The sequence below is a fragment of the Desulfosporosinus fructosivorans genome, from assembly GCF_004766045.1.
Lineage (GTDB): Bacteria > Bacillota > Desulfitobacteriia > Desulfitobacteriales > Desulfitobacteriaceae > Desulfosporosinus > Desulfosporosinus fructosivorans.
Genome location: NZ_SPQQ01000017.1, coordinates 1 through 20,775, shown reverse-complemented (window position 1 = coordinate 20,775; position 20,775 = coordinate 1). Strand labels below are relative to the sequence as shown.

Below are 20,775 nucleotides of genomic sequence, written 5' to 3'. Positions count from 1 at the left end.
TTTGACACCGAGGCAGAGCACGGGATGCCAACTCCCACTTGTTGAATTGCGCGACTTATGTGATTGGATCAATAAAAGAGTACTGGGGGAAATCCTATGTCGAGGAACGAGTTTACTTTTAGATCGGAAGAGGGAACAGAGATATTTGTTTCTACTTGGATGCCAGACGATAAGGTTACGGCTAAGGGTATTGTGCAAATAGCTCATGGTATGGCAGAAACAGGGGCGCGATATGAGAGATTTGCCAAGAAACTAACGGAAAATGGTTATATCGTCTATATTAATGATCACCGAGGGCATGGGAAAACCGCAAAGACGGTTGGAAATGTAGGGTATCTCGCAGAAACGGAAGGGTTCAAATGGTTAGTAGAAGATCTCCATCAACTTAGTGCAATCATTAAAAGGGAGAAGCCAAATTTGCCGTTGTTCTTATTGGGACACAGCATGGGTTCCTTCGTGACCCAGAAGTATATCATGTTGTATGGGCAGGAATTAAAAGGGACCATCTTAACAGGCTCTAATGGCAAACAGGGAATTATCCTTCATATAGCGCGTTTACTTGCAAAAGTTGAAGTTATGATACATGGCAGAAGGGCAAAGAGTGAAAAACTAGCCAAAATGTCTTCTGGAAGATATAACAAGGCATTTAAGCCAAATCGAACAGATTTCGACTGGTTAAGCAGAGATACTACTGAAGTTGATAAGTTTATAAATGATCCTTTCTGCGGGACTGTGTTTACGGCGGGCTTCTTTTATGATTTATTAACAGGACTAATAGAAATCGAGAACAAAAGAAATATCGCAACTGTCCCTAAAGAATTACCTATCTACATCTTTTCAGGGGATAAGGACACTGTTGGCAGACAGGGGAAAGGTATCATTAAGCTTTTCGATACTTATAAAGAAATTGGCATCAGGAATGTATCGTGTAAACTTTATAAAGACGGTAGACATGAAATGCTCAATGAAACGAATCGTGAAGAAGTAATGAGGGATGTCATTGCTTGGTTAGATGGCAATTTAGAGTGAAAAGATCTTATACAAGAAAGGATTTAAAGCTTGTTCAAGGCGGAACAAGCTTTAAATCCTTTCTTGTATAGTCAGACAATATAACTTTTAGTTATATTTTTATAGAAGGGCCCTTCTGGCCATCCCCTTGGCTACTGCGCATAAGTGCAACTAAGGCTACCGTCAGCAACTGAAGGGATAGCAGAAACCAGGTTTTTTTAAAATTGAAAGTGCGATTAAAGCAACCTTTGTCTTGACAAATAACTTTTCTGAATCTATACTGTCTATATACCCTACGGGGGTATAAAAATAATGATTAATGAATCTAAGGAAGGTGAATTTGTGAATATTTCAGTTGTGAAAAATAGATGCCCTCAAAATCATCCTTGTCCGTCAATTAAAGTCTGTCCGACTGGTGCAATTGTACAAAATGGATTCGATGCACCAAGCATTGATCCTGAAAAATGTATTGAATGTAAGGTGTGTGTGAAATATTGCCCTATGGGAGCAATACAGGCGAACTAATTATTGATACAATTTCACCAGTTCCTGAAGCTTTAATGCCAAACCCATTTTACCTTCGACTTTTAAACTACCTGTCATAAAGGCCATTGTAGCATTCAAGTCATCCTTCAGCAATTTCGAGAAATTTTTATCAGAAAGGATTAAAGTCACTTCTGGTTCCCCAAGATTTTCTTCAAAGACTTCTGCACGTCCACCTTTTAAGACAAGTTGTAAAGATCCACTTTCCTTTAGGTTCACCTGGAATACACGATCTTTTTCAGACTCGATATGGACTGGGTTTGCATTCATTTTTTCCACAAGTGCGTGTAACTCTGCTTTAACTGTCATAATTTAAATCCTCCCTTTTCTATCTTTCTAGTGAATGAGATTCTTTTCTTGCAAAATATACCATAGTATTTTCCAAACTTCAATGAAATTCTGAATGTTCATTCATTCTTATTTTCGAAGAGGCGAACTATACGATGCATTGGAACCTCTCATATAAGCTCCATTGATTGCAGTGGAAATAGTGGTGTCAAGTTTAAATTAGCAGTCTTTAGGGTTTAATGAAAATGCAAAAGAGCGCAATTGTTTTGCGCTCTTTTGCATTTCAAAGACTGATCTATGATCCTAACATCCCGGAAGACGTGTAGGCCTTCACACGATGTCGGTATCTCTTGGAAGGTGTTCATTTATTGAGGATCGTGATTGCCTTTTTCTGTCCAATTTCCTGCAAGTGTAAACTATTCCAAACCCTCAAATTGCATGTCATAGTAATGGGCATAGATTCCGCCTTTTTCGATGAGTTGCTTATGATTGCCTCGTTCTTGGATGCCGATGTCGGTCACCACTACAATTTCGTCCGAATTTTTGATCGTACTCAGCCTGTGGGCAATCACGATGGTAGTCCTGTTCTTAGAGAGTTTTTCCAGTGATTTCTGGATATATTGTTCACTTTCATTATCGAGAGATGAGGTAGCCTCGTCCAAGATTAAGATCGGAGGATTCTTTAAAAACACTCTAGCTATCGAAAGTCTTTGCTTTTGACCGCCAGAGAGTCTTACTCCACGTTCCCCTACATAGGTTTCGTAACCCTCTTCGAGAGACATTATAAACTCATGAATATTGGCATTTTGAGCAGCCTCTATGATTTCGGCATCCGTAGCGTCTGCCTTACCATACGCTATATTTCTTTTGATTGAGCCGTCAAACAGATAAACATCCTGTTGCACAATGCCGATTGTATTTCGCAACGACTCCAAGGTAACATCTTGGATATTCTTGCCATCGATGGTTATCGATCCCGCGGTGACGTCATAAAATCTCGGCAGCAGAGAACATAAGGTTGTTTTCCCCCCGCCGGACGGTCCGACCAAGGCAATGGTTTTCCCTGCCCTTATCGTTAAACTTACATTATCTAGAACACTGGAATCATCATTATAGTGAAACGACACATTTCTATATTCAATCTGCCCTACAACATCAGTGAGAGGTTCGGCGCCTGCTTTGTCCACTATATCTGGTTGAGTTTCTACAACCTCGACAAAGCGTTTGAATCCGGCGTATCCTTTCTGGAACTGTTCTGTAAAGTTAATGAGAACATCAATTGGATTGATAAAAATATTAATATATAGAACATAGATAGCCAGATCGGTGATTTTCAACGATCCCTCGGCGATGAATACCCCTCCAGATATAATGACTACAACATAGAGCAATCCCTCAAAAAAAGAATTCCAAGCGTGGAAATTCCCCATGGTTTTATAAACTTTGATTTTGGATAATAAGAAATCCTGATTGCTTAGACTGAATTTTTCACTTTCCACGTCTTCATTAGCAAAAGATTTGACCACTCTAATTCCAGAAAGACTATCCTGCACGCTGGAATTCACAGCGGCAATTTTTACTCTAATATCAGTAAATGTGGGAGCCATTTTAATATTTTTATAGACGGTGAAGAGCACCATGATAATTGTGACAAACAACAAAATTGCAGTCATTTTGACATTGATCATCATTAAGATAATAAAAGAACCGACGATTTTCAGTGCGGATATAAAAAGGTTTTCTGGGCCGTGATGAGCAAGCTCAGATATATCAAACAAGTCCGCGACTAGTTTAGACATCATTTCTCCAGTGTTGTTTTTGTCATAATAAGAAAAGGATAGCCTCTGGAAATGATTAAAAAGATCATACCTCATATCGGTTTCCATGCGAGCACCCATAATATGTCCCCATGAAATAATAAAATACTGGCAAAAATACTTTATGACGTACATCCCCAACAAGGCTATGCCAACAAAAGCTAAAGCATGCAGAATCGTTGCCTTATCTTGGGTAAACAGATTTTTGGTAAGATAACTAAGAATTTGAGGGAAGGCCAGATCAATCATGGAAACGATCAAGGCACATAACATGTCTGTATAAAAAAGGAACTTATGGGGCTTGTAATACTTAATAAACTTTTTGAGAATATTCATTTATGTGATAGGGTCCCCTCTCAGAGTTTTATGTACATTGTAACAACAGAAGTGAAGGTTGTCATGTGTAAAGTGATTCTTATCAGATATTTTTCGTGAGCAACCCTAGTACCAGACTCGCTAGTGGTGTCAATTTTCCTGATCTTATAATTAATTTGAGCAAAGTTTTTATCTTGAGAAGTCAGAAGTAGGCCGTTCGCATTATCTGCTGACGGCCTACTTTAACAATAATCAAGTTATTTGAGTGGCTTATTGCGACTATCGTGTTAGTTGTTAGCGAGTATTAAGCATTGACCTGCTTCAAAAGCTTAGCCATGTTCTTGCCAAGAGTTTGGAAGGTCTGGATGCCCTCCACATCATTTTGGACATCACCTGGATCACGGGATAAGGTTAGATTCCAATAATTCGAACTGCAAATGGTCATTTCAGCTATGCCAAAAAAGAAGTTAATAGCAGAGTAGGTAAAAGTAGAGCCGGCTCTTCGGGCAGAAACGACCGATGCTCCTACTTTTCCTTTCAGCATCGTACCGCCATTGGACTTTGAGACATAACCGCAACGATCGATAAGGGCTTTTACTTCTGTGCTTACATTACTGAAGTAGGTGGGCGAACCAATAATGATTCCATCAGCCTCTTCCATTTTCTGAATGAAAGTATTCATTTCATCATCTTTGCGCACACACCGATTATTTTCCATTTCTCGACATTTTCCACAGGCCAAGCAACCAAAGACTTTACGTCCACCCAATTGGATAATTTCTGTTTCTATTCCTTCCTTGTCTAATTCCGCCAAGACAATCTCGAGGCTTTGTTTAGTATTCCCATTAACACGCGGACTTCCGTTAAATGCTACAACTTTCATATCCGATCACTCCTAATCTTTTTAGCTTAAGTAATTGTCTAAAGTAATATTAAACGATATAATACTAATTAACAAGTACGTACCTTTGAGTACTATAGTATCCAATAGTATACCGATATCTAAAAAGGTCATAGTACTAAGTAGATATGTCTAAGGAGTGAAATGAAATGATCACGTTCAAAAATAACGAATATCAATGTTCAATGGAATTGACGTTGGCCCTTATAGGCGGAAAGTGGAAAGCTCTTATACTCTGGCATTTGAGTGATAAAATCCTTCGGTACAGTGAGTTGAGAAAAATCCTGCCAAAGGTCACGCCGAAAATGTTAACTCATCAGCTTAGAGAGCTGGAGGATAGCGGCTTGGTCAAACGATTCATATATACACAAATACCGCCTAAAGTTGAATATTCTCTGACTCAAGCGGGTAAGAGCCTGTTGCCTATTTTAGATACTTTGTGCAAATGGGGACAGAATTACGCAGACGAATATGAGAACAAAGCGAGTAATAATGAAACTCACTCAGAGTAACAAAGGATTACACTTGCTTAGAATAAGCATAATAATTTATAATTTTTATAATTGTAAAATGAAGTGAACTCTTTTAAACTATCAACATAAAAACAAGAGGGAGTCTGAAAAAAATGTACAGTTTTAAGAATGACTACACAGAAGGTGCCCATCCTAATATACTGAATGCCTTGATCGAATCAAATTTTGAGCAGGCTGAAGGCTATGGGGAGGATGGCTATACACAAAAAGCAGTTGAACTGTTAAAGCAAAGAATCGGGAGGAACGACATCGATATTCACTTGCTCTCAGGCGGTACGCAAACGAATCTTATCGCTATTTCAGCTTTCTTAAGGCCTCACGAAGCCGTAATTTCAGCTAACACTGGTCATATACTAGTGCATGAAACAGGATCAGTAGAGGCCACAGGGCATAAAATAATATCCATTGAAGAGAGTGATGGAAAACTAAACTATTTGCACATCAAGGCTGTACTCGAAGCACATACTGACGAACACATGGTAAAGCCTAAGTTGGTATATATTTCAAATCCGACTGAAATCGGTACTATCTATCAAAGAGAAGAACTAGAACAGATAAGTCGGTGTTGCAAGGAAAACAATCTCATTTTATTCATGGATGGTGCTAGATTGGGTTCAGCGTTATGTTCAGAAGAGAATAGTCTGGAATTATCCGATCTAGGAAAACTTGTAGATGCTTTCTATATTGGAGGAACCAAGAATGGAGCACTCCTGGGTGAAGCACTAGTGATCTGCTGTGATTCACTTAAGACGGATTTCCGATTTCATATGAAGCAGAAAGGAGCACTTCTCGCGAAAGGAAGACTCCTCGGCATACAATTCCTTGAGCTTTTCAGAGATGACTTGTACTTCGATCTAGCAAGGCACGCCAATAAGATGGCAGGTTTACTTAGGGATGAAATCAGCAAAGCAGGCTTCAGATTCCTGGTGAACTCGCCTTCAAACCAACTTTTCCCGATACTGCCCAATCGATTGATTACAGAACTTCAAAAGAATTATGCATTCTATATCTGGTCAGAGCTCGATAGTGATCACTCTGCAGTTCGCCTCGTTACCTCCTGGGCAACCAAAGAGGAGGCAGTATTAGCCTTTATTGAGGAGATGAAAATGTACAATTGAGTGAATGAATTTAATCTTTTTAGGAACGACAGGAAGTCGTGATGATGTTCCTTGTTTATTAGGGTAGAGTAGCTAAAACGATATGGAATTAATATCCAATTTATTATATAATTAGCCTAGGGACTAATTCTGATAACCTTCAATAGCAAGGAGATCTATGGCATGGCACATAGAAGTTTAAAATCTGGATTCCATCAATTGAGTGATCGATTAAATCAATTTCCTCAAGGTGCCCCGCCTTCTGAATATTTATTTAAGATACTTAGTGTCTTAATGAATGAAAAAGAAGCGAGGGTTATATCTGCGTTACCAATAAAACCCTTCTCCATTCAGACAGCCGGCACAGCGTTACGTAAGAGTAAGGAGGACACTGAAAAGATCCTTACTGAACTAGCTTCCCGTGCCTTATTAATTGATATTGAGAGTCCAGAGGGCGATAGGACCTTTGTTTTACCACCACCTATGGCAGGATTCTTTGAGTTTTCCTTGATGCGGATAAAAGATGATCTTAATCAGAAGTTACTATCTGAACTGTTTTACCAATATCTAAATGTTGAAGAGGATTTTGTCCGAGATTTATTTGTTACAGAAACAAAGCTCGGAAGAATCTTTGTAAATGAACATGCTTTAAATACAGTGAATAATTTACATATCTTAGATTACGAACGAACGAGCGAGATCATTAAGAAAGCCTCGACCATTGGAATAGGTATGTGTTATTGTCGGCACAAAATGAGCCATCTAGGTAAAGCTTGTGATGCTCCCTTAGATATATGCATGACCTTTGGGACTACCGCTTCAAGCCTTATCAAATATGACCATGCCAGGGAAGTTACTGTTTCAGAATGCATGGGTTTGCTTGAAAAGGCATACGATCACAATCTAGTTCAAATTGGGGAAAACGAACAAGAAGGGTTACCCTTTATCTGTAATTGTTGTGGTTGCTGTTGTGAAGCTCTTCTAGCCATCAAAAAATTTGGAACTCTAAATGCGATTAATACCACCAATTTCCTGCCTGAGATTAAGATGGATAATTGTAACGGCTGTGGAAGATGCGTCTTGGCCTGTCCAGTGGGAGCATTAAAGGTAGTATCGCAAAATGTGATAAATGGAAAAGTAATTAAAAAGGTCGCGCTGAATGAAGAGGTTTGCTTAGGTTGCGGTGTTTGTGTCAGAGCCTGTAATTGTGGATCAATAATACTTCAGCACAGGGACAAACGGGTTATAACTCCGGTAAATTCAGTTCATAGAATCGTGTTATTAAGTATCGAAAAAGGGAAACTCCAGAATCTAATTTTTGATAACCAGGCTCATTTTAGTCATAGGGCTATGGCGGCGATACTGGGAGCGATCTTAAAAATGCCTCCTATTAAGCAAATCATGGCAAGTGAACAGATGAAGTCAAAATATCTTGCGGCTTTAGTAAGAAATTATATGTAAGTTAAAAGACTTGCTTAACCAAGAACCTCCCCACTGCACGCGAAGTGGTGCATCAGAAATCCCTCACCTTTGTATTTGATAGAAGCTTAAGTTATAAATGAAGGGGAAATAAAACCGTAGCTAATTCCTTTGGTAGGATTAGCTGCGGTTTTATTTGTGTTAAAAGGACAAATTACATAGTAACTCGATCAGCATATGCTAGCAAAAAGGAGGTTTTTTGACTTGCATAACAACATAAACGCCAATGGGCAACCGAAGTGTCCTTTATTGCAATTGGGTTCCTCTGGTGTTAGCGTTAAAAAATTGCAATCTATGTTAGTAGCAGCTGGTTTTACTGTTGGGAAAATTGATGGAATTTTTGGATCCCTTACTAGATCGGCAGTTCTTGCTTTTCAAAAGAGCAAGAACCTAGTACAGGATGGAATCGTCGGTAGAAAGACTTGGACTGCACTGGGCGTAAATTGTAATACACCACCGATAAATCACTGTCCGATTCTTGTACAAGGAAACACCGGACCAGCTGTTGTAACCCTACAGGGACGCCTGAAGGCATATGGACTCTATACAGGAAATGCTGATGGAATTTTTGGACCCCTTACTAGATCGGCAGTCCTTGCCTTTCAAAAGAGCAAGAACTTAGTGCAAGATGGAATCGTCGGCAGAAAGACCTGGACTGCACTAGGCGTAAATTGTAGTTAAGGCCTCTGAGATACCTTAAGAAGTTTTGCGTACTAAACACCCAAATCCTTACAGTATAAGGGCTTGGGTGTTTCATAATGGGCCAGATAAGCATCTGAAGATATCAGAACCTCAGGAAGAAAATATTTCTCTTTCTCAAATAGTCTAATGACTTCTTGCATGTAGGTGACTAGACCTTAAATGAGTTTTATCGCATAATGAATAATTGTTTAGCCTGAGGAAATGAGATAAAATAATGAAAGGAAAAGCAAGAAAGAGATTAGGAGAAAACGTTATATGAAAAGATTTGTGTCATTGGTTATATTTGTTGTGGTTGTAAGTTTCCTCAGCATAGTAGGGTGTGCTCAAGTTCAATCTGAATCTGAGAATAAGACGACCTACCAAACTATTTCCACTGAAACGGCAAAGGAACGTTTGGAAACTGAAAAAGGAATCGTACTACTTGATGTCAGGACTGTGGCGGAAAACACTGAAAAGCGTATCCCAGGAAGTGTTCTAATCCCAGTCGAGGTTATAAAGGTTCAAGCACCGGATAAGCTTGAGGATAAAAATGCAGCAATATTCGTTTACTGTCGAAGTGGAAATCGAAGCGCGCTTGCTGCTCAAGCACTCGCAGACATGAACTATACCAATGTCTATGATCTAGGTGGTATCAATAAATGGCCATATGAAACGGAATCTGATGAAAAGTAAATGGCAGTAGGGAATGCCACTCTTTCTTGAAGTGGGAGTCTCATGATTAGATGAAAAGAACAGTAAAATCATAAATATAATCCGACAAATTTCTTCTAACATCGGAGTTACAATGGATCGAGTATGCAGTTAAGCAAAAGTTTATTTGTCTGTTTGAAACTCTTTGAAACGCTAACATCGTCGATAAAGGAAGGGATTTTTTTGTATGATTTTCTAACTAATGTTATTGTGGTCTTATTTCTCTGCGGTGTTATCATAATAATTGACATGTCTATCCAGAGGAAATACTCTCATCACATATTAGGGGTTCTTTTCGGTCTAATCACAATATTTGTTATGACCGATAAAATCATGATTACCGATGGCCGATTTTTTGATTTTCGACATATCACCATGACAATGGCGGGTTTTATCGGAGGTCCAGTGACTGCAGTGGTAGCAGCTATCATTAGTTCAATACATAGGTACAATGTGGGCGGAAGCGGTTCAATTGGCGGCATTGCCAATATTATAGTTTTTGCGTTTTTTGGAAGTATGATAGGGATGCGTTCAAAGAGTAGGCAAAATGGAAAGAGAGTACTGTTTTGGTTTACCATAGGTATAGTCATGGCCTTGATCCTAATAATTATAGTTTCCATTAACTCCCTGTTGCTGAACGATTCAGAAAATGTTCTAAGAACTGTCGCCGGCCCGTTATTAATTTTTACTCCTATAGCAACTACAATAATATTCAATTACTATTTTTGGATGTATGAATTTTTAGGTAAAGCATCGATGCTAAATACCATCATAAGCTATAGTCCCATTAACCTAATGATATTTGATGCCGATGGGCCAATCCTAATCAGTGAAAATTTAAAAAAACAATGTCAATTTTCTCCATATATTGAAAACCCGGCCCTATTTAGCTTCGATAATATATGCCGGAATCAACAACATAGAGAAATCGTAACAGAAGACGGGTGGCACTTTGTCGCTGACTTGTCTAGTTTTCTGATGCCTAATGGTAAATTCGCATGTATAGCGATCGTAAAAGATGCAACGGATGAGAAAAGAGACCAGGAGAAGCTCAGAGTAGCAATAGAACGATTTTCTAAGGCTTTTCAGTTAGGACCGCATATGATGAGTATTATTAGGAAGTCTGATCATAGATATGTTGATGCCAACCGTCGTTTCCTTGAGTCAAAGGGTTTTACTCGTGAAAATGTTATTGGTAAAACACCTACCGAAATTGGTGTGCCTATAAGCGAATGGGAAGAAATAATTGAAAATCTTGAGGAACAAGGGTCAGTACACAACATTGAAGGCTCGCTAGTTACGAAAGATGGTTCAGTAGCTACAATAATTCTTTCTGCTGAAAGGATACAGATCAACGACCAAGAATGTATTTTACTCGCGTATAACGATATTACTGAAATGAAACGAATGCAAACTGATAGAGTCGAACAACTAACTAAATACTTGACGTTAGAGGCAGACCTTTCCCGGAGCAACCAATTTATAGCAGATATTATCAATACTATGCCAGACGCTTTCTATGTCTTAGATGATCAATGGCGTTTTACATTTTTAAACAAAAAGTCAGAACAGTTATTGCTAAAAACACGAGAAGAGCTCTTGTATAGAGATTTTTGGCAGGAAATGCCCAGTGCACGAGGAACCTTATTTGAACTAAATTATCAAAAGGCCAGGAATGATTGTGTACCGATTACGTTTGAAAGTCTCGGTTTTATACATAAAAACACCTGTTATCAAGTAACAGCTTACCCCTCTCAGTTAGGTTTGTCAGTTTACTATAAGGATATTACTGAGCGAAAACTATCTAGTGAGAGATTAATGGAGTCTCAAAAACAGAAGAATTCTATTCTGGAAAGCATGACAGATTGTTTTCTGGCCATTGATAAGGATTGGCAAGTGACATTCATAAATCGCGCGGCAGAAAAAGCCCTCGGAAAAACACGGGATGAATTATTGGGTAAAAAAATGCCTGATATTATTAAGCTTAATGATATCTCATTGCAAAAATTTAATGAAGTAATAAACGAAAGAAAGTCTGTTAATTATGAAAGTCTTTCTAAAACATTAGGTAACACATGGTTCGAGATTAGTGCCTACCCTACAGAAACTGGATTAACCTGTTATTTCCGAGATATTACGAGCCGTAAAAAAGCAGATAGCGAAATTGCTAGACTTGACCGTCTCAATCTTGTGGGGCAATTGGCTGCTGGAATTGGGCACGAAATAAGGAATCCTATGACTACTGTGCGCGGTTATCTCCAATTGTTGGGTGAAAAACCTGATTATGCAGCTCAGAAATCTACATTCGAGCTGATGATTTCAGAACTAGATCGAGCAAACTCGATTATTACAGAATTTCTCTCGCTGGCTCAAACAAAACAAGCTGAACTAAAATCCCTAAACCTGAACGACATTCTAAATAATCTATATCCCCTTTTAGAAGCGGATACTTTTACCCAAAATAAGCAAATTTCCTTTATTCCAGGGAAGATCCCTAATCTAGAACTCAATGGAAAAGAAATCACCCAATTGGTTCTCAATATAATCCGTAACGGCCTTGAAGCAATGGCGGAAAGAGGTTGTTTAACTGTTAGAAGTTATGTAGAGGAGAATCAAGTAGTTCTTACGATAGAGGATGAGGGATGTGGTATTCCCCCAGAAGATCTAAAAAAGGTAGGAACCCCTTTCTTTACAACTAAAGACAATGGGACTGGCTTGGGCTTGGCAACATGCTACAAAATCGCAGAATCTCATAACGCCAAGATCCAAATTGGTTCAAGTTCTAGTGGGACAACATTCTTTATAATTTTCCCTATTCCTGAGAAGGAAAAGGAACAACATGAAATGATTGCCTAGTAGTGAACAAGGTGCTTCGCGTAACACGCGGAGCACCTTGTTTCAGTGCACCACTCGTGTGACTCCACTTAGAGGTGGGGGTGTACCCCGCTCTCTGTTTCGGTGGAGGCAGACTCCTTGCATCGAAACAGAGAGCGCCACAGAAGTCTCGATGTTCAACTTTAGTTGAATGAGTTCATTTGTGTTTAATATGAATTTGAAGTTTGACCGAAATTATTTTTCGTTTGTCCTATAACTATGTCCCAATGAGGTTTCATTTTTCATATATTAAAATAGGAAGTAAAGGAATCCGCCTTTACAACTCGACAGTAATCAAATTTAAGGAGGAAAATATGGCTCTTTTAAACTACAACAGAAGTATTGCAACAAACGTGGCAGATTCGTTTGCTATCGTGCTCACTGATTTAGATCAACTAATTTTAGAATTTGGTCTATTTGTATCGCAAGCCCAAAACTTTGTTGAGTTATTGGCAACTATCGGTTGGCAAGTGACGGGCTCTAGTCCCGTGGAACCGAATCAACCTACTATTGTGCTTACAATTGAACAAGATGGTGTTGTAGTAGCATCTGTCAATCAAGAGTCGATTCAAGATGGAGCAGATGAAGATTTAGAGATGGTAGCATCGCTCCAAGCCGTTCTCACCAATGTACTAGTAGGCCATCACGTTTATCAACTATTTGCTCGTAACAGTCAGACGGCGCAAGGGCTAATTACCATTACTGGTCCAGCTAACATTTCTGGTAAAGTTATCGGCTAATTAAAGAAGCAAGCGAGGGAGGCCTTGCTTGCTTTTTTAAAGTACTTATAATTCAGCGTACCCTATAATCTATCATAACTATATATGTTAAGTTAATAGTTGCCTAGCAGGGTTCGACAGGAAAATGTAGAATACCTAGGTTGTAAGGGGGGAACAACGTGTTTATTATTGACCGATTTGAAGGAAATTGGGCGATCGTCGAAACGGAAGATCGTCACACGTTCAATTTGCCCAGATTTATTATACCGCCTGGTGTCAAAGAAGGGGATGTCATTAACATTCAGGTGGGTATTGACTTATTTGCGACCAATGAACGAGTAAAAAAATCTAATCGCATGGTTGGAGATCTCTTCGATGAATAGAAAAGGAGTGCTTAATTGTTTTTTCACAAAAGACTGTTTATATTACCGCTAATCATTTTGTCTTTCTTTCTTCTTACAGGCTGTGGTTCAATAGAAAAAACGACAACCTCGAGTACTGCACCCACGCAAACAGATAAGGGTAGCCATTTGCAAGTTCATTTTCTTAATGTCGGCCAGGCGGACAGCATCTTAGTTATTGTACCGAACGGTCAGACAATTCTTATTGATGGTGGCAATGGTTCCGACGGCTCTGAGGTAGTGAATTATCTAAAATCCCAAGGAGTCAAAGAACTTACGGCGATTGTTGCGACTCACCCCCATGAAGACCATATTGGTGGACTAGATACGATCATTCAGAGTTATCCGCCAAAACAAGTATATATGCCAAATGCGACATCAACAACAAAAACGTTTGAGGATTTTATTAAGGCTGTCAATGCAAGTGGTGCCAAAAAAATTAGGGCTAAAACCGGAGTCAAGCTAGATGTTTCTGAGATATCGGGACTATTTTTGGCACCAAATAGTGACCAATATGAAGACCTTAATAACTACAGTGCAGTCTTAAAGATTACCTTTGGTAAGGTTTCCTTCATGTTAACAGGAGATGCCGAAGCTGTTTCAGAAGCAGAAATGTTGAAAAGTGGACAGGATTTACAGGCTACAGTGTTAAAGGTTGGACACCATGGTAGTTCGAGTTCAACCACGAGTGCCTTTCTAAATGCTATTTCTCCAAAATATTCTGTGATATCCGTAGGACTAGATAACGATTATGGGCATCCTACTCAAGTGACATTAAATAGATTAACGAAAGCGGGAGTGCCAGTCTATCGGACGGATCAAGATGGAACGATAGTTGCAACTTCGGACGGAGATACAGTAAAATTCACGACTTCCAGTTCGTCAACATCTCCTAAACCTGCACAGCCAATTCCTACTATAGCTACAGGGTCACTAGCTATATCGACAATCGATTTAAGCGGTGAAGTAGTTACTATATTGAATAGTAGTGATCAAGCGGTTAACCTAACTGGTTGGAAACTAGTTAGCGAAGTAGGCAATCAGACCTATACTTTCCCGGCGGGTACAACTATACTCGCCAGTGAGACGCTTAAAGTCATAAGTGGGGGAAATGCCCAATCAGGAAGCGGTGTCCTGGTATGGACGGACTCAAATATTTGGAATAATGACGGCGATCCTGGAGCACTTTACAATGTTGAGGGGCAAATGGTATCCAGAAAGTAACCTGTCAAGTCCAAAGGGCTGGATTTGTAGATTCATCTCTGACCTTGGGGGAACCGAAGATCTTAAGGCGAGGTTCCTCCCGCTTTAAGGTCTCTTCAATATGTTTTATATCTTCTATTTGCTGTTTATATATGGAGACATCCTCTATGGCAACCCTGTGTTTTGTGAATTCAACCTGTTCTTCACTAAGGAGAATACGAATAACATCTGTAGGCACATCTCTTTGTCCAGGGGTAGCGGAAACTTTAACTTTCTTCTCGATTACGAGCTCTTCGCGTTCAACAGGCACAAAGAATTTTTTTTCCTCGGTCAAAGATTCTCTGTAAATCTTTACTTCTCCTGTTTGCAGCCATTCTTTTGCTAGTACAAGCTGTTCTTCTTTAAGCTGAAGGGTCACAGGATTACAGGAGCTTTGTCTATCAGCGGATTTGTTTGTTGCCATATCTTTGCCCTCCAATTATTAGGAAAAACACCTCACCAATCATGGATAGAATTGGTGAGGTGTTCCAACTTTATAAATGATTATTGATATGGTTGATCGGATACATTGTCAATGACATCGGGGTTGCCAAATTCCCTGATCCGAGCTTCTTCTCGTTTAAGAGTTTCATCTATATGCTTTGTCTCTTCTATATCACGTTTGTGCGCTGAAACTTCTCCAGTTACTACCGTATGTTTATCTACATTGACTATCTCTTGACTGACTGGAATTCGAATAGTTTCTTCGTCAGCTATAGGAGAATCACTTCGCTCATTGTTTAAGGTTTTTCTTTCAATCACTACTTCTTCACGTAATAAAGGAATATCAACTGTCTTTTGTTCTTCTATGATTTCCTTACCGAATTCTACTTCACCAGTCTGCACTCTGCTTTTGTTAATATCAAGTTCCTCTTGGCGGAGAAGAAGCTTTGCGTCGTCATCCCTAGTATCGCTTTTAGTTTCGGTGTTAGTGTCATTATTAGTGTCATCTTGGTTTCCAAAGATATCGTTCCATAAACCCATAATAAATACCTCCTTCTTTATTATCATTTATATAATGCCCTTCAAAAAAACGTATTATCCTAGAATTTAAATAATTGACAAACGACTAAGCGAAGCTTACAAGGACAAGGTCAAGGTCAACAATAAAGGCTTAGGAAGGAAAAATACGCCCTGTGAGGGTGAGCCCTTGTGAATGACTTTGTATTTTACTTTTATAAATGGGCATTCTAAGATTGTGTTCGGCAAAAAAATGAATGAGGGGGACTGGCAAATGAGAAAGATGGCTGCAACTATTTTGGCTTTGGCTATGTTGGTTTTAAGCGCCGTGCCTGCCTTAGGGGCTACTGTTGATCAAGGTAAATTGAAAGAGCTTCAAGAGCTTTATCAGCAAAAGTACACGATTCAGACTCAGATTATTGAGAAGAAAGTAAAGGCCGGAATACTGGATCAAACAAAAGCCGATAAAATCATGAACAAAATGAAAGAACACCAACAAAGAATTAATCAGGATTTTGAAAAAGGTGAATTTCATGATTTTGGGCCCAAAAAAGGCTGTGGTCAGAAACCCTCGAATGCTCAAAAAACAGAATAAACTCATTCATTGTTTCATTACTGTCGGATAACAATGTTTAAGGAGCGAGTCCTATAAGGAATTTTAGGGCTCGCTCTTCATAAGTACTAACCGAATAAATTGTGTGGGCTAGTTGGACGTGGCCACAAAGGTTATACGCTCATCAACTTATATGATATAATACCAATGTTAAAAAAATTAAGGTCGGTGGGCGTAATGTTTGAACCTGTTAAATTTTATGGTAACCTATCCGAAGGCATTGTAAATCAAATTATGCAAGCAGTTAACAACGGCGAATTCAAGCCTGGTGATAAGTTACCTGCTGAACGCGATATGTGCATCATGTTTTCTGTAAGCAGGACAGTGGTTCGAGACGCTCTCAAAATGCTGGTTGGGTTAGGTGTCATTACGATCCGGCATGGTATGGGGGCATATATTAACGAAGTGGATGGAACGGAAGATGTCTCTCGATTAGCTTCACTACTACAGATTTCAAGGGGCACAGTTGAAGAACTATTTCAGGTACGGGAAGTTATAGAAAGCCAAGCCGTGATTTGGTGTACTCAGAACGCAAACGAACAGGATCTTCGGCTACTCCAGCATATTGTTCGTAAAGGAAAAGAAGTAGGAGATGCAGGAGGTGAGTCAAAACTTGCTATACTCGATGCTGAATTTCACCTGAAAATCGTGGAGGCGGCTGGTAATCGAGTTCTGCTCAGACTGATGATTAACCTATTAGATCTACTAGGAGAAAATAGGGCCAGAGCGCTAATGGTTCCAGGACGGCAACGTTTATCGGTACTGGAACATGAAACAATTTTTGAAGCAATTAATCAAAGAGATCCGGAATTGGCGCATCAGAGAATGCTAAGTCACTTGGCGAATGTTAGGGAAGCCATCCAATCGGTGGAACCTGTACCGGCTCAGGAGGAATGGGAGTAGACTTGAAAATTATTTAATTCAATCAGATTTACTTATACCAATCGATCCCATTGAAAAAAGCAACATTTTTTCTTTTAAATGCTATTGACAATAGTGAAAAAAGGGATTAATATTTAGCCATGGAAGTGGTAATACCACATACCACATACCACATACCACATACCACATAAACGCATTGCATCGATGAACTGCGAAAGATGGGGGAACGATGCGTAAGGAGTGGAAACCATTTCAACCAACATTTTGGAACCCCGAAGAATTAAATCTTACTTAAAACAAAGGAGGATATCATGAGCAGTCACAAATTTCTAGTTCACGACGATGGCGACTACGTAGGCGTTGCTATCCAAGACATTCAAACTGGCGAAGAAGTATTGGGGGTTGAACTCCATAGCGGTAAAGAATATCACGTGAAGTCAAACCACGATATTCCGCTCGGTCACAAAATCGCACTCCAAGCGATCAAGAACGGTGAAACTATCCTCAAATATGGTGAAAACATAGGAGTCGCAACCGCAGATGTTAAAATCGGCGATTGGGTACACACACATAACTTAAGAACTGCGAGGTGGGATTATGGAAACTAAGATTTTAGGATATAAAAGAGATAATGGTCGTATCGGTATCCGTAACCATGTACTAATTATCCCAGTGGATGATTTATCCAACGCTTCTTGTTTGGCCGTAGAACACAATATCGCCGGAACATTGGCAATTCCCCATCCTTATGGACGCCTTCAATTTGGTGCTGATTTAGAGTTGCACTTTAAAACCTTAATTGGTGCCGGTCGCAACCCGAACATTGCAGCTGTCGTCATCATCGGAATCGAACCGAACTGGGCGAAGCTAATTGCTGATGGAATTGCTGAGACAGGTAAACCTGTAGCGTATTTCGGTATCGAAGGGTATGGAGATCTGAAAACGATCGAAAGAGCTTCCCGTAAAGCTCAAGAGTTTGTCCAATATGCTACTTCCTTAGAAAAAGTAGAGTGTGAGCTCAAAGATCTGGTAGTCAGCTTCAAATGCGGTGAGTCTGATACAACTACAGGTTTAGCTAGTAACCCAACAGCGGGAGTTGTCGGAGATCGCTTAGTTGAAATGGGTGGCACTGTAATCTTTGGTGAAACTCCGGAAACAACGGGCGCTGAGCACATTCTTGCTAAACACTTTGCAACTCCTGAACTCGGAGCAAAATTTCTTAAGATTCATAAAGACTATATGGATCTCATCGAGTCCAAGGGTGCTGATCTTTTGGGAACTCAGCCGACTCAAGGTAACATTGCCGGCGGTTTAACGACTATCGAGGAAAAAGCACTTGGCAATATCACTAAAGCAGGAAAGACCCCGATCATAGGAGTACTTGCTCCCTGTGAAGAGCCGACGGTACCAGGACGTTACTTCATGGATACTTCCTCAGCGGCAGCTGAGTGTGTCACGAGTATGATGGCAGCTGGGGCAACCTTACACATCTTTATCACAGGACAAGGTAATATCGTTGGGAATCCCATCGAGCCCGTGATTAAAATGTCCGCTAATCCGAATACTTGTATCAATATGTCTGAACATATCGATGTGAACATTAGTGGGGTACTGTCTCGTGAAATAAACATGGAACAAGCCGCGGATAAAGTGATGGAGTGTATCATAAAAACTTCACGCGGTCGCTTAACGGATGCAGAAGCCTTGAACCATAAAGAATTTGTATTGACACGTCTCTATCCAAGTGCGTAATTTCTCCTAGAGTGAGCTATATTTCATTTAGTGTGGGTCAAATGCTCACGGTTTAAGTCCTGGGGGTCTAAGATTTAATGGAGTCATTATTAAATCTTAGACCCTTTTCTATGGTTTATATAGTTTGTTATGTTCTAAAAAACTTTGACATTGAGTTTATACGTTTATGAAAGGGGAAAAAATATGTTAATTGAGGTCCCTTATGGACGTGGAAAACAGTCTTCTAATATACCTGAATCAGTACAATGCATGTATGGAAAATTACTTCAGGTTGAACCAGAGCTTGACGCATCAATACAGATTCGGTTAGCAATAGAAAATTTAATCGGAGATATTAAGCAAGATAAACTGCTCAAAGCTCAAACAGTTGCTATTGCGGTAAGTGATATTACCCGTCCGGTACCCAGTCGATTAATTTTAGAAGAAATTATCACTTGGTTAAAACAATGGGGTATAACTGAAGACCAGATAATTGTTCTTGTAGGTGGAGGGTTACACCGCCCAGCTTCAGCTGAAGATTTAAAGTATATATTAGGAGAAAATTTATTAGACAGGATTAAAAATATTGTTTCCCATGATGCAGATAATTCGGAGATGTTAGCATTTTTAGGGACATCTGCCCAAGGGACACCTGTGTATGTTAATAAATATTTTGTCCAGGCGGATTACCGTATCGTAACGGGAATGATTGATGCTCACCAGTTTATGGGTTTTACTGCAGGGGCCAAAGGAGCTGTCATTGGTTTAGGAGGTCGTCCTACTATCACGGGAAATCATGCCCGGTTATTTAGCCCTGGTGCAGAATTAGGACGTTTAGAAAATAACCCAGCGCGTTTGGACTTAGAAGATATCGGGAAAATAATTGGTGTTGATATGATTGTTAATGTTGCGCTGAATGATAAGAAACAAGTAGTAAAAGCAGTTGCCGGACATCCAATAGATGCCCATCGTCAAGGCGCGAAATTTGCCAAAGGCGTTTTTGGAGTTCCTATGGAAACTGCCCAAATAGTTATTGCTTCACCGGGAGGATTTCCTAAAGACATTAATCTTTACCAGGCTCAGAAGGCACTAACACCTGCATTCCAGATCGTTAAAGAAGGTGGAACTATAATTTTAGTTGCCCAGTGCATAGAAGGGACAGGGGAAGAAAGCTTTGAACAAGAAATGTCTTTGCATAAAACTCCGCGTGAAGTGGTCGAATCATTTGCATCCAGAGAATTTGTAATTGGCCCTCATAAAGCTTACCTTTGGGCTCGGACTTTAGATAGAGCAAGGACAATTATTGTATCTGACCAAATTTCTGCTGCGCTTGCTAAAACTTTGATGGTAGAAGTGGCTTCATCATTGCAGGAAGCGTTGGATATGGCTCTGCCTAATTATACTTCTCCCAAAATTGCCGTTTTGCCTAATGCATCTTCAATGATACCGGTTATTAAATAACAATATAAGAATACTCCTGACTTAGAGGGGCCATGTCTTTACCTTTTACTAGAACTTGCACAAGGCTATCGCTATTTTTGTTTTTTGTACCGTCATAAAATCCAAGTATCAGAATGATCTTAAGTAGAGCCCATAGAGTTTAGCTATTCTGGTGTTTTGGAAAAGTTCTCATACCAATGCAAAAAAGTAAGGTCGGTGGGCGTAATGTTTGAACCCGTAAAATTTTATGGCAACTTATCCGAAGGCATTGAAAATCAGATTATGCAAGCAATTAACAACGGCGAACTTAAGCCTGGTGATAAGTTACCACCCGAACGTGAAATGTGTACCATGTTTTCTGTGAGCAGGACAGTGATTAGGGACGCTCTCAAAATGTTAGTCGGGCTTGGTGTCGTTACAATTCGTCACGGTATGGGGGCATATATTAACGAAGTGGATGGAACGGAAGATGTCTCTCGATTAGCTTCACTACTACAGATTTCAAGGGGCACAGTTGAAGAACTATTTCAGGTACGGGAA

23 protein-coding genes are annotated in these 20,775 nt (G+C 39.7%); 17 read left to right on the top strand and 6 right to left on the bottom strand.

Translation table 11 applies throughout. From position 1 onward, the window contains the following. The first annotated feature begins 96 nt into the window (after positions 1-96). Together E4K67_RS26280 and E4K67_RS26275 are read left to right on the top strand one after the other, a co-directional pair. Complete coding sequence (locus tag E4K67_RS26280; protein ID WP_135552205.1) at positions 97-1,029, top strand: alpha/beta hydrolase; 933 nt, start codon at positions 97-99, stop codon at positions 1,027-1,029. Between the two features lie 291 nt (positions 1,030-1,320). Further along, a complete protein-coding gene (locus E4K67_RS26275) occupies positions 1,321-1,533 on the top strand; it encodes a 4Fe-4S binding protein (RefSeq protein WP_338031919.1) in 213 nt (70 codons plus the stop codon). On the opposite strand, the gene E4K67_RS26270 is transcribed toward E4K67_RS26275, so the two are convergent. The 3 genes from E4K67_RS26270 to E4K67_RS26260 form a co-directional block, all read right to left on the bottom strand. Continuing rightward, on the bottom strand, positions 1,534-1,860 hold the full coding sequence (locus E4K67_RS26270; RefSeq protein ID WP_135552203.1) for an SCP2 sterol-binding domain-containing protein: 327 nt from the start codon (positions 1,858-1,860) through the stop codon (positions 1,534-1,536). A gap of 395 nt (positions 1,861-2,255) precedes the next feature. Continuing rightward, complete coding sequence (locus E4K67_RS26265; RefSeq protein WP_135552201.1) at positions 2,256-3,992, bottom strand: ABC transporter ATP-binding protein; 1,737 nt, start codon at positions 3,990-3,992, stop codon at positions 2,256-2,258. A 283-nt stretch (positions 3,993-4,275) separates the two neighbouring features. Continuing rightward, the gene (locus E4K67_RS26260; RefSeq protein WP_135552199.1) at positions 4,276-4,854 is read right to left on the bottom strand and encodes a flavodoxin family protein; all 579 of its coding nucleotides are present in this window, start codon (positions 4,852-4,854) and stop codon (positions 4,276-4,278) included. 167 nt (positions 4,855-5,021) lie between these two features. Between E4K67_RS26260 and E4K67_RS26255 the strand changes: the two genes are divergently transcribed. The 4 genes from E4K67_RS26255 (at position 5,022) to E4K67_RS26240 (ending at position 8,662) form a co-directional block, all read left to right on the top strand. Beyond that, positions 5,022-5,384, top strand: coding sequence for a winged helix-turn-helix transcriptional regulator (locus E4K67_RS26255; RefSeq protein ID WP_135552198.1), 363 nt, complete (start codon positions 5,022-5,024; stop codon positions 5,382-5,384). A gap of 113 nt (positions 5,385-5,497) precedes the next feature. After that, positions 5,498-6,523 carry a threonine aldolase family protein gene (locus tag E4K67_RS26250; protein WP_135552196.1) on the top strand — a complete coding sequence of 342 codons (1,026 nt, stop codon included), beginning with the start codon at positions 5,498-5,500 and terminating at the stop codon, positions 6,521-6,523. Positions 6,524-6,685: 162 nt separating this feature from the next. Next, positions 6,686-7,963 carry a 4Fe-4S dicluster domain-containing protein gene (locus E4K67_RS26245; RefSeq protein ID WP_135552194.1) on the top strand — a complete coding sequence of 426 codons (1,278 nt, stop codon included), beginning with the start codon at positions 6,686-6,688 and terminating at the stop codon, positions 7,961-7,963. Between the two features lie 222 nt (positions 7,964-8,185). Continuing rightward, positions 8,186-8,662, top strand: coding sequence for a peptidoglycan-binding domain-containing protein (locus E4K67_RS26240; protein WP_243454639.1), 477 nt, complete (start codon positions 8,186-8,188; stop codon positions 8,660-8,662). Between the two features lie 32 nt (positions 8,663-8,694). On the opposite strand, the gene E4K67_RS31390 is transcribed toward E4K67_RS26240, so the two are convergent. Next, positions 8,695-8,823, bottom strand: coding sequence for a B12-binding domain-containing protein (locus E4K67_RS31390; protein ID WP_338031918.1), 129 nt, complete (start codon positions 8,821-8,823; stop codon positions 8,695-8,697). Between the two features lie 115 nt (positions 8,824-8,938). Here E4K67_RS31390 and E4K67_RS26230 point away from each other — a divergent pair, with 115 nt between their 5' ends. From E4K67_RS26230 to E4K67_RS26210, 5 genes are all read left to right on the top strand, one after another. Continuing rightward, positions 8,939-9,355, top strand: a complete 417-nt coding sequence (locus E4K67_RS26230) for a rhodanese-like domain-containing protein (protein WP_135552190.1) — start codon at positions 8,939-8,941, stop codon at positions 9,353-9,355. 201 nt (positions 9,356-9,556) lie between these two features. Further along, on the top strand, positions 9,557-12,229 hold the full coding sequence (locus tag E4K67_RS26225) for a PAS domain S-box protein (protein ID WP_274594914.1): 2,673 nt from the start codon (positions 9,557-9,559) through the stop codon (positions 12,227-12,229). Positions 12,230-12,600: 371 nt separating this feature from the next. Beyond that, positions 12,601-12,987 (top strand): hypothetical protein, encoded by a 387-nt coding sequence (locus tag E4K67_RS26220; protein WP_243454638.1) that lies wholly within the window; start codon positions 12,601-12,603, stop codon positions 12,985-12,987. 158 nt (positions 12,988-13,145) lie between these two features. Continuing rightward, a complete protein-coding gene (locus E4K67_RS26215; RefSeq protein ID WP_135552186.1) occupies positions 13,146-13,349 on the top strand; it encodes a DUF3006 domain-containing protein in 204 nt (67 codons plus the stop codon). A 15-nt stretch (positions 13,350-13,364) separates the two neighbouring features. Further along, positions 13,365-14,591 carry an MBL fold metallo-hydrolase gene (locus E4K67_RS26210; RefSeq protein WP_135552184.1) on the top strand — a complete coding sequence of 409 codons (1,227 nt, stop codon included), beginning with the start codon at positions 13,365-13,367 and terminating at the stop codon, positions 14,589-14,591. 4 nt (positions 14,592-14,595) lie between these two features. Here the strand turns inward: E4K67_RS26210 and E4K67_RS26205 are convergent, their stop codons facing one another. Next, a complete protein-coding gene (locus E4K67_RS26205; RefSeq protein ID WP_135552182.1) occupies positions 14,596-15,033 on the bottom strand; it encodes a YsnF/AvaK domain-containing protein in 438 nt (145 codons plus the stop codon). A gap of 80 nt (positions 15,034-15,113) precedes the next feature. Next, complete coding sequence (locus E4K67_RS26200; protein WP_135552180.1) at positions 15,114-15,593, bottom strand: YsnF/AvaK domain-containing protein; 480 nt, start codon at positions 15,591-15,593, stop codon at positions 15,114-15,116. A gap of 250 nt (positions 15,594-15,843) precedes the next feature. On the opposite strand from E4K67_RS26200, the gene E4K67_RS26195 reads away from it, so the two are divergent. The 6 genes from E4K67_RS26195 to E4K67_RS26170 all read left to right on the top strand — a co-directional run. Continuing rightward, the gene (locus E4K67_RS26195; RefSeq protein ID WP_135552178.1) at positions 15,844-16,164 is read left to right on the top strand and encodes a DUF2680 domain-containing protein; all 321 of its coding nucleotides are present in this window, start codon (positions 15,844-15,846) and stop codon (positions 16,162-16,164) included. A 195-nt stretch (positions 16,165-16,359) separates the two neighbouring features. Beyond that, positions 16,360-17,085 (top strand): FadR/GntR family transcriptional regulator, encoded by a 726-nt coding sequence (locus tag E4K67_RS26190; protein WP_135552177.1) that lies wholly within the window; start codon positions 16,360-16,362, stop codon positions 17,083-17,085. A 290-nt stretch (positions 17,086-17,375) separates the two neighbouring features. Then, positions 17,376-17,672, top strand: coding sequence for a UxaA family hydrolase (locus E4K67_RS26185; RefSeq protein ID WP_135552175.1), 297 nt, complete (start codon positions 17,376-17,378; stop codon positions 17,670-17,672). Continuing rightward, positions 17,662-18,816: a UxaA family hydrolase gene (locus E4K67_RS26180; protein WP_135552173.1), complete on the top strand. Its 1,155-nt coding sequence runs from the start codon at positions 17,662-17,664 to the stop codon at positions 18,814-18,816. Before E4K67_RS26185 ends, E4K67_RS26180 begins: the two co-directional genes overlap by 11 nt. Positions 18,817-18,999: 183 nt before the next feature. After that, on the top strand, positions 19,000-20,256 hold the full coding sequence (gene larAH5 / locus E4K67_RS26175; RefSeq protein ID WP_135552171.1) for a nickel-dependent malate racemase, LarAH5 family: 1,257 nt from the start codon (positions 19,000-19,002) through the stop codon (positions 20,254-20,256). Between the two features lie 204 nt (positions 20,257-20,460). Next, positions 20,461-20,775, top strand: a 315-nt coding sequence (locus E4K67_RS26170) for a FadR/GntR family transcriptional regulator (RefSeq protein ID WP_135552169.1), incomplete at its 3' end; no start/stop codon positions are given.